Source organism: Inquilinus limosus DSM 16000, from assembly GCF_000423185.1.
Lineage (GTDB): Bacteria > Pseudomonadota > Alphaproteobacteria > DSM-16000 > Inquilinaceae > Inquilinus > Inquilinus limosus.
This window is the reverse complement of sequence record NZ_AUHM01000059.1, coordinates 1-7755: the sequence shown is the minus strand read 5'-3', so window position 1 is coordinate 7755 and position 7755 is coordinate 1. Positions and strand designations below refer to the sequence as shown.

The 7755-nt window shown below is 68.2% G+C and carries 8 protein-coding genes; 4 read left to right on the top strand and 4 right to left on the bottom strand.

The window, feature by feature from the left end; all coding sequences use genetic code 11:
- Nucleotides 1-219: 219 nt before the first annotated feature.
- Complete coding sequence (locus tag G537_RS40665) at nucleotides 220-2289, bottom strand: calcium-binding protein (RefSeq protein ID WP_051249296.1); 2070 nt, start codon at nucleotides 2287-2289, stop codon at nucleotides 220-222.
- On the opposite strand from G537_RS40665, the gene G537_RS44380 reads away from it, so the two are divergent.
- Nucleotides 2243-2749: a hypothetical protein gene (locus G537_RS44380; RefSeq protein WP_162146171.1), complete on the top strand. Its 507-nt coding sequence runs from the start codon at nucleotides 2243-2245 to the stop codon at nucleotides 2747-2749. The genes G537_RS40665 and G537_RS44380 overlap by 47 nt on opposite strands.
- Nucleotides 2750-3045: 296 nt before the next feature.
- Nucleotides 3046-3348, top strand: coding sequence for a hypothetical protein (locus G537_RS44025; protein ID WP_155888834.1), 303 nt, complete (start codon nucleotides 3046-3048; stop codon nucleotides 3346-3348).
- Between the two features lie 138 nt (nucleotides 3349-3486).
- Here G537_RS44025 and G537_RS0129500 read toward each other — a convergent pair whose 3' ends face one another.
- Genes G537_RS0129500 through G537_RS0129490 form a run of 3 tightly spaced genes read right to left on the bottom strand, consistent with a single transcriptional unit; the run spans nucleotide 3487 to nucleotide 5347 of the window.
- Nucleotides 3487-4410: an NAD-dependent epimerase/dehydratase family protein gene (locus tag G537_RS0129500; RefSeq protein ID WP_245579163.1), complete on the bottom strand. Its 924-nt coding sequence runs from the start codon at nucleotides 4408-4410 to the stop codon at nucleotides 3487-3489.
- Between the two features lie 7 nt (nucleotides 4411-4417).
- On the bottom strand, nucleotides 4418-4876 hold the full coding sequence (locus G537_RS0129495; RefSeq protein ID WP_026873119.1) for a carboxymuconolactone decarboxylase family protein: 459 nt from the start codon (nucleotides 4874-4876) through the stop codon (nucleotides 4418-4420).
- Nucleotides 4877-4903: 27 nt separating this feature from the next.
- Entirely contained in the window at nucleotides 4904-5347 is a 444-nt protein-coding gene (locus tag G537_RS0129490) for a cupin domain-containing protein (protein ID WP_026873118.1), read from the bottom strand.
- A gap of 91 nt (nucleotides 5348-5438) precedes the next feature.
- Between G537_RS0129490 and pdxR the strand changes: the two genes are divergently transcribed.
- Both pdxR and G537_RS0129480 read left to right on the top strand, forming a co-directional pair.
- Nucleotides 5439-6845: a MocR-like pyridoxine biosynthesis transcription factor PdxR gene (gene pdxR, locus G537_RS40660; protein WP_155888833.1), complete on the top strand. Its 1407-nt coding sequence runs from the start codon at nucleotides 5439-5441 to the stop codon at nucleotides 6843-6845.
- A 141-nt stretch (nucleotides 6846-6986) separates the two neighbouring features.
- The gene (locus G537_RS0129480) at nucleotides 6987-7745 is read left to right on the top strand and encodes a hypothetical protein (RefSeq protein ID WP_026873117.1); all 759 of its coding nucleotides are present in this window, start codon (nucleotides 6987-6989) and stop codon (nucleotides 7743-7745) included.
- Nucleotides 7746-7755 lie beyond the last annotated feature (10 nt).

The following is a 7755-nucleotide window of genomic DNA, read 5'->3' as shown; positions in this document are numbered from 1 at the left end:
GGTGTTGCCTCTCCCGCTTTCCCCGGGTCAAGCCCGAGGAGGAGAGGTCGGAGACGCGAAGCGGCTCCGGGTGAGGGGAGTTTGTCGAGGCCTGGGCCAGCCCTCACCCGGTCTCGCTGACGCGAGCCCGACCTCTCCCGCGTCCGGCGGGAGAGGCTATGCGAAGACGCTCGACATTCTGTCGGGCCGTGACGTGACCGGGCCTCAATTCATCCGGCTCTAAAGCAGGAACTCGGTCGGCGGGGCCCTGAGCGCGTCGAACACGACTTCGCCGTTGAGCAGCACGTCGTCGCCCGCATTGCCGATCAGGATATCGCTCCCCGCACTGCCGTCGAGGACATCGTCGCCCTCTTCGCCGCGGAGGACGTCGTCGCCACCGCCGCCGAAGGCGACATTGTCGCCGGATCCGGTGAACACCACGTCGGCGCCGTCGCCCCCGGACAACACGTCATCGCCCGCACCGCCGAGAATGACGTCGTCGCCTGCGCCGCCGTCGGCCAGGAGCCGGATTTCCTGGCCGCTGAGGCCCGACGCATCGATCGTGTCGTTGCCGCCGAGCCCGCGGATTTCGATCCGGTCACCCGCCGGATCCGTGCCGGTGATCCTGATCGTCGTGCTCAGGCCGAGCACCGTGATCACGCCGGCATCTTCGACGATCCTGATGGTGTCGTTGCCGGCGGTGCCCTCGATGACGACGACATCATTGGCGCCGCCGGGGACCCCGAAATCGAACAGGCTGATGTCGATGGTCCGGACGTCGGTCCCGCTGAGGTTGTGGATCACGAAGGTGTCCGAGCCGCCGAAAGAGAGCAGGCTGACGAACTCGGCATCGTTGGCGTCGATGACGGCGTTATCGACGTTGTTCGTGACCCTGGCCCGCGCGCCATTGGCCGAAACCTCGAACGTCTCGGCGGCGGAAGAGCCGGAGAGGCGCATCCCGTCGAAACCGGCCCCGCCTTCGACGACGTCGCTGCCGTCGCCGCGCTCACAGACGAACGTGTCGTCGCCGGCGCCGAGCAGAACGAGGTCGTTCCCTCGCTGGCCATCGACGAAATCGTTGCCATCGCCGCCCAGCAGGATGTCGGCGCCGCTGGTCCCGAAGATGATGTCGTTGCCGGCGCCCCCATCGAATGTGAACGAGCCGGCGCCCGTCGCGATGGACCCCGCTTCGATGCGGTCGTTGCCGGCCCCGCCGTTGATCGCGATCCTGTCGGTGGCGTCGGCACGCTGCACGGTCACGAAGCTCGGCAGGCCGAGGACGAAGAGATTGCCGGGCTGGCCGAGCGCGCTCACGAAGTCGTTGCCGCTGGTGCCGTTGAGGGTGACGGTGTCGACCTTGCCGTCGCCGGCGCCGCCGTTCTTCACGGCTTCGAGGTCGATCCTCACCTCCTGGACGAGCGTTCCGGTCATGTCGTTGACGACGATCCTGTCGGCGCCGCCCAGCACCTCGACATCGATGCGCTCGATCCCGCCGGCGTCCATCGTGATGTCGCCGACGTCGCGGGAGAGCTTTGCCCGCTGACCATTGGCCGAGATCGTGATCTCCTCGTCGGCGCCTGAGGCGTTGAACAGAAGCGTGTCGAAGCCGGCCTCACCCTCGACTTTGTCCGAGCCGTCGCCCGGATCCCATACGAAGACGTCGTTGCCGGCGCCCAGGAACGCGGCGTCATTGCCTCGGTCGCCGTCGATCGTATCGTTGCCGTCGCCGCCGAAGAGCCGATCGTCGCCGTGGCCCCCGAACAGAATGTCGGTGCCGGATTGACCGAGCAGGACGTCGTTGCCGGCAGCGCCATTGAGAATGTCGTTGCCGTCCTGGCCGTGCAGTGCGTCGGCGCCGGAGCCACCGGTCAGCGTATCGTTGCCCGAGCCGCCGAAGAGGTGCGCTGCCGGCAGCGGCCCGTTTGTCTCGTCCAGCCTGAGGGTATCGTTGCCGCCGAGCCCGAACACCGAGATCGCCTTGGTGTTGAAGACCGTCGGAAACACGCCCGGCAGGCCGCCTGCAAGCGGGACCTGGCCGTTGACGGAGATGACGCCGAGGGTATCGCGGCCGACGATCACCCCGTTGTCGAGACTGTCGCCGAGGACCGTGAGCGTGCCCGAGGCCGGGTTGAACACCGGCGAGACGGCTGCCGGCGCGGGTCCGGACTCATCCTCGATCGGGATGATCGGCGGGGTCTCTCCTCCGCCCGGCCCCGCCTGAACTCCGGCCGGCGCCTCGGCGGAGATCGCCGGGAAAGGCTGGTTGGACGACATGGTGCTGTCGCGGTTCACCTTCTTGTCGATCGGCATTGGCTCGTTCCTTGTCTGGGCAGCTGCGAGCGGCCGCCCGCCGCTTCGTTCTGACAGGAAGCTCCGCGGCCTGCTGTGCCCTGCGGGACTGTCCAGGGCTTTTTCGCTGTCGATCGGCATGCCGGATGACGGCCTGCGCCGGGCAGGCTTGATCTGCTGCACCATGCCACCGGCGCCCGATAGTGCAGCCCGGATCGACGCCTGGGCCCAGGCGGATCGCGACCGGTGGGCGCGGCGGCGGTCAGACATGGAGAGCATGGTGCAACTGATCGAGTTGCTGAAGCAGAGCGAGCATTGGCAGGACGACGACGCAACTATCTACGTCACACGGCCTTGGTCGCCCAGTGCGCAAGCTGTCCTGCTAAGCCCCCGCACCCGACACGGCGGCTTCTGTCGAGCAGAATGGTCAGAGATTCGCTTATTTTCTCGAGGCTTTTATTGCGCGCGATTTCTTGGATGACTTTGCCGCATCGCCCGACGGATCGGAGGCATCGGACATTCAACGCTGCGAGAGGCTTGTTCGCTATGCCGAAGAGGATGCTTAGCGAGCTCCATCCGTCGATTTGGGCGGATGGCGAATTTCCGTCTCCCACCCCTTTCTGCCGAACTGGCTTGGCTCGAAGGCGCCAGATCCGGACATGGCATGGCCGCCATCGGAGCGGACATTCGGCGGACTGGCTGGTTCGGCCTGCTGCTGCCGTTGCCCATCAGGCTGAGGTGACGTTAGCTGAGCGGCGTCGTGGAGGAGTCGAAGGAATGCAAAAGGACGCCGCGATCCTGAATGCGCTGGACTATCTGCGTGATCACTTCGGCGAGGCATCGTTCGTGCTCGCCGATCATTGGGCGGCCGATCGAAGGGCCGTGGGTGTAGCGCATCCGGCACAGCCTGATCGCCTCGTCTACATTACATTCAGCAATCATGATTGCCTCACATATTCGGCCATCCTGGAGTGCCGATCAGCTTCGAGCATTGAGCCCGCATTCGAGCACTGTGGGAGCTTCGAGGGACTCAGCTTGGAAGGCTTGGCCGCAACGGTGTCGGCGCATTTAGGAATTTAGAATTGGGCGGCGTGTACGAGCTGGCGACCGGCACGGCGAAGCTGATCTGATCTTCGCCGCAGCCCAGCAGGAACCCGGAAGGCCTGAGGCGGACACGGGGATGCGACACGGGTCGATTCCCGTGCCCGCCACGGCCGGCTATGTCCCGGACCCCTTCCACAGGAGCGGCCGCGGCTTGAACCCGAGGCGCGCCCTCGCCCTGCCGTTGGAGGCCCCGGTCAGGCGCGTGTGGTAGTAGACGGCCTCCTCGCCGGCGGTCGCCAGCGCGTCCTCCACGCTGATCCGCGTGGGCTCCGGCGCGCCGACCCAGCGGGCGAAGGCCGGCAGCCATTCGGCAACGGGCTGCGGATCGTCGTCGACCACGTTGTAGACACCCGGATCGGCATTCAGCGCGGCAACGGTCGCCGCGACGGCGTCGTCGATATGGACGAAGGACCACACCGCATTGCCGTCTCCGATGATCCTCGCCTCGCCCTTGCGCACCTGATCCGCAATGGCCCCGTCCGGCCGGTACCAGGTGCCGGGACCGTAGAAGAAGCCGTAGCGCAGGACGACCCCGTCCAGTGACGGCGCCGCGAGGACCCGGTCCTCGTACGCGCCCATGGCGCGCGTGCCCTCACCGACCTCGCCGGGTGCGTCGTATCTGAGCCTGGCGCTCTCATCGGCGAGCCGGCCCGCGGGCGCGTCGAGGTAGAAGCCGCGGGACTGCAGGATGTAGCGTCCGACTCCCGCCTCCCGGGCCGCAGCGAGAAGGTTGCCGCCGCCCTCGCGATGCAGCCGGGTGTCGTTCGGCAGGGACTTGATGATGTCGGCGGGATCGGCGGGCAGCCAGGTCAGCTGGTCGATCACGACGTCCGGCCGAGCCGCCTCGATCGCGGCCCGCACGGCCTTCGGGTCGAAGGCGTCCGCGAAGGATGCAGCGGCCCCCAGCTCGCGCAGCCGATCCACGCCCCGGCCGGCCCGGGTCATGCCTGTCACCTGGTGGCCGAGCGTGCACAGCGCGCGCACGAGCGGCAGGCCGATGGCGCCCGTGGCGCCTGCAACGAAGATCTTCACGAGCATCTCCCTGCTACTCGGCGGCCAGGACGGCCTGAGGCGTGTTGCGGAAGCTGATCGCCATGCGGTTGTAGGCGTTCATCAGGCCGATCGCGATGGTGAGGTCGACGAGCTCCCGTTCCTCGAACACCGCACGCGCGGCTTCGTAGGCGTCGTCGGGCACGCCGGTCTCGGACACGCGCGTCACCGTCTCGGCCCAGGCCAGCGCGGCACGCTCCCGCTCGTCGAAGAGGGGCCCGGCTTCCGCCCAGGCCTGCACCAGCGCGAGCTTCTCGATCTTCTGTCCCTTCTTCAGCAGGTCGCGCATGTGCATGTCGAGGCAGTAGGCGCAGTTGTTGATCTGCGAGATGCGCAGGTAGACCAGTTCCACGAGCGTTGCGGGCAGGCCGCTCTGCATCACGTAGCCGTAGACCCCGCCGAGGGCTTTGACTCCTGTCGGCGCGATCTGGTTGTAGTCGAGGCGCTTGCTCATGTGATCGCACTCCTTGCGAAACGGGATTTATTGGACGGGGGTGGTCAGGACCTTGTCGTCGGTATCGACGACGAAGACGGCGAGCAGCTTGGCAGGCCGGGTCGCACTCGCATTGCGGCTGACCGGATGGCTGGACCCCGGCGGCTCGTAGAAGCTCTCGCCGGCGCGGTAGACCCGGCTGGGCCCGTCGTTCACGCGGGACTCGATCTCGCCCGAGATGACATGGCCGTAGATGAACGCCGACTTCGCATGGATGTGTGACGGCGAGGCCCCGCCCGGCGCATAGTCGACGACCAGGGCGATCAGCGACTTGCCCGGGATGTTCGGGATCGCATGCTCGAAATTCGTCGTGACGGTTTCGCCTGTGGCCTGGGGCGCAGCTGTCGCGGCGGTTTCGCCCGGGCCGTGGGCCGCCGCCGGCGTCGCGACGACGAGAGAGGCTGCGAGGAGGATGATCGATTTGATGGTCATGGCGGTGGTTCTCCTTTCTCCCGCCTAGGTGACCTCTACCTGGTTCATAAAACAGCACCAGGAATCGACAAAACGCGTGTACCACGGACCCATGACCAAGACCCTGCCGCTGGAGCTCGATCGATCCGCGAAGACGCCGCTGGCCGAGCAGATCCGCAAGGGCATCAGCGCCGCGATCGAGAGCGGTGTGCTGGCGCCGGGAGCACGCCTGCCGTCCTGGCTCGACCTGGCGGCCCAGCTCGGCGTGGCCCGGGGCACGGTGCGTTCGGCCTATGAAAGGCTGTCGGCCGCACAGCTCATCGTCGCGTCGCGCGCCGCCGGCACCCGCGTCGCGGATCGGCCTCCTCTCGCCGTCCGGCGGGAGCAACGGCCCGATCCCGGGTCGTTCATGGAGATGTATCGGGAGCTCACCGCGGGGCCGGCGATCTTCCAGATGGGCGTGCCCGCGCAGGAGACCTTGCCCGCCAAGCTCCTCGCCAGGATCCGCTCACACGCCATCCGTGCGGAATCGAGCGCCCCGGCCATGTACCCCGATCCTCGCGGCGAGTTCGAGCTGCGGCGGGAAATCGCCGCCTATCTTGCCGTCGCGCGCGGGATCGAGTGCTCGCCCTCCCAGGTGGTCGTCACCGCCGGATACAGCAGCGGCCTCGGATTGGCGCTCCGCGTGCTCGGCCTCGAGGGACGGAAGGTCTGGATGGAGGATCCCGGCTTCCCGTTCACCCGGCATGGCCTGGAGCTCGCGCGGCTGTCGCTCGCGCCGATCCCGGTCGACGGCGATGGCATCGATGTCGACTATGGCCTGCGGCACGCTCCGGATGCGGCGCTGGCTGTCGTCACGCCGGGTCAGCAGGCACCCCTCGGCTCGACCCTGTCGCTGGCCCGGCGTCTCCGCCTTCTCGACTGGGCGGCCCAGGAAGGCACCTGGGTGATCGAGGACGACTATCTGGGCGAGCTGCAGCTGAAGGGGCGGGCCACGCCGGCCCTGGCTTCGCTCGACCGCGCCGGCCGCGTCATTCACATCGGCTCCTTCAGCAAGACCATCAGCCCGACCTGGCGCCTGGGGTTCGTCGTCGCCCCGGCACAACTGGCGGCCCGGTTCGCCGAGGTCGCGGCATGCCTCGCCCCGGCGCCCGGGCCGGGAATACAGCTGGCGACCGCGGCGTTCATGCGCGAAGGCCATTATCTGCGGCATCTCCGGCGGACCAAGCGCCTCTATTCCGCCCAACGCGACGCGTTGCTGGACTGCCTTCGGCCGCGCGCCGGGGAGGTCGCGGTCGCCGGACTGGCCGTACTGTTGTGGCTGCCGGCCGGCACACCGGATCTCTCCATCGCCAGGGAGGCGCTGGCCTTCGGATTGGCGCCCGTCCCGCTGTCGCTCTGGTACGCTTCGCCGGCGTCCGCGCGATCCGGCCTGCTCCTGGGCATCGCCACGGCGCCGCAGAAGCAGCTCGCGAGATCCTGCGACCGTCTTTGCGGGATCATCGAACGCTTCACGTGAGGATCCATCTTATGGCTGGCCCGCGGCCAGCATCATTAGAGGGCCGCGGCGATACTGGGGCATGGCGCTCCGGACGGCCTGCGCGCGGGTTAACGCAATGTTCATTGCTTAACTCCGCGCACCTCGTTCATGATATGTTCCATGAACACGCCGCACTCCGTCCCCACTCCCCAGCCCGCCGCGCCGGGCCTCGACCCGGCCGAGGCGGAGCGGGCGGCGCGCATGCTCGACCGGCTGGCGGAGATGGCGATGCAGCAGGCGGAGGCGATGCATCAGGCAACCATGGCCGCCGTCGCGGCCGACGACCCCGCCAAGGCCAAGGAGTTCGGGCTGGCCTTCGAGCGTGCCGGCCGCGGCGTCCGCCACGTCCTGGCGCTCAAGCTCCACCTCGCCAAGAAGCGCCAGGAGATGGCGGAGAAGGCCGCCGTCCATGCCCGCGACCGCGCCGCGGCGAAGGAGACGCGCCGCCACCGGGTGGCCCGCGCCGTCGCCTGCTCGGTCGCCGCCAACCGCGACCTCGATGCCGAGACCTGCGAGGCGCAGATCGCCGCGATGTGGAAGCGGCTGGTCGACGACCCGGCGATCGACGCCGACCTCTCCCTCTCCGAGCATGCGCTGGAGGCGATCGTCTTCCAGCTCTGCCGCGACCTGCGCATCCGCCCCGACCCGGCCTGGCTGGACCCGGAGTATTCCGGCGCCGACTGGTTCGGACGGCGGAAGAAGGCGGCCAAGGACGGCGACAAGCCCCCCGTGCCCTGGTGGCCCGAGGACGGACCGGATGCCGGCCGCTACTGGCATCTCGACGAGAGCGACAAGATCCCGGTCCAGGGCTGGTATGACATCGAGACCGGCAAACGGCTCGACCGCGCTCCCTGGCTGCCGAAACCGGGCAGCGGCTGAGCGCGGCCTG

Bases quoted from the DNA above. Each gene is read 5' to 3' on its own strand.
- pdxR (WP_155888833.1), top strand. From the start codon at position 5,439: ATGACCAAGACCCTGCCGCTGGAGCTCGATCGATCCGCGAAGACGCCG.
- G537_RS44025 (WP_155888834.1), top strand. From the start codon at position 3,046: ATGCAAAAGGACGCCGCGATCCTGAATGCGCTGGACTATCTGCGTGAT.
- G537_RS0129480 (WP_026873117.1), top strand. From the start codon at position 6,987: ATGAACACGCCGCACTCCGTCCCCACTCCCCAGCCCGCCGCGCCGGGC.
- G537_RS0129500 (WP_245579163.1), bottom strand. From the start codon at position 4,410: ATGCTCGTGAAGATCTTCGTTGCAGGCGCCACGGGCGCCATCGGCCTG.
- G537_RS40665 (WP_051249296.1), bottom strand. From the start codon at position 2,289: ATGCCGATCGACAAGAAGGTGAACCGCGACAGCACCATGTCGTCCAAC.
- G537_RS0129495 (WP_026873119.1), bottom strand. From the start codon at position 4,876: ATGAGCAAGCGCCTCGACTACAACCAGATCGCGCCGACAGGAGTCAAA.
- G537_RS0129490 (WP_026873118.1), bottom strand. From the start codon at position 5,347: ATGACCATCAAATCGATCATCCTCCTCGCAGCCTCTCTCGTCGTCGCG.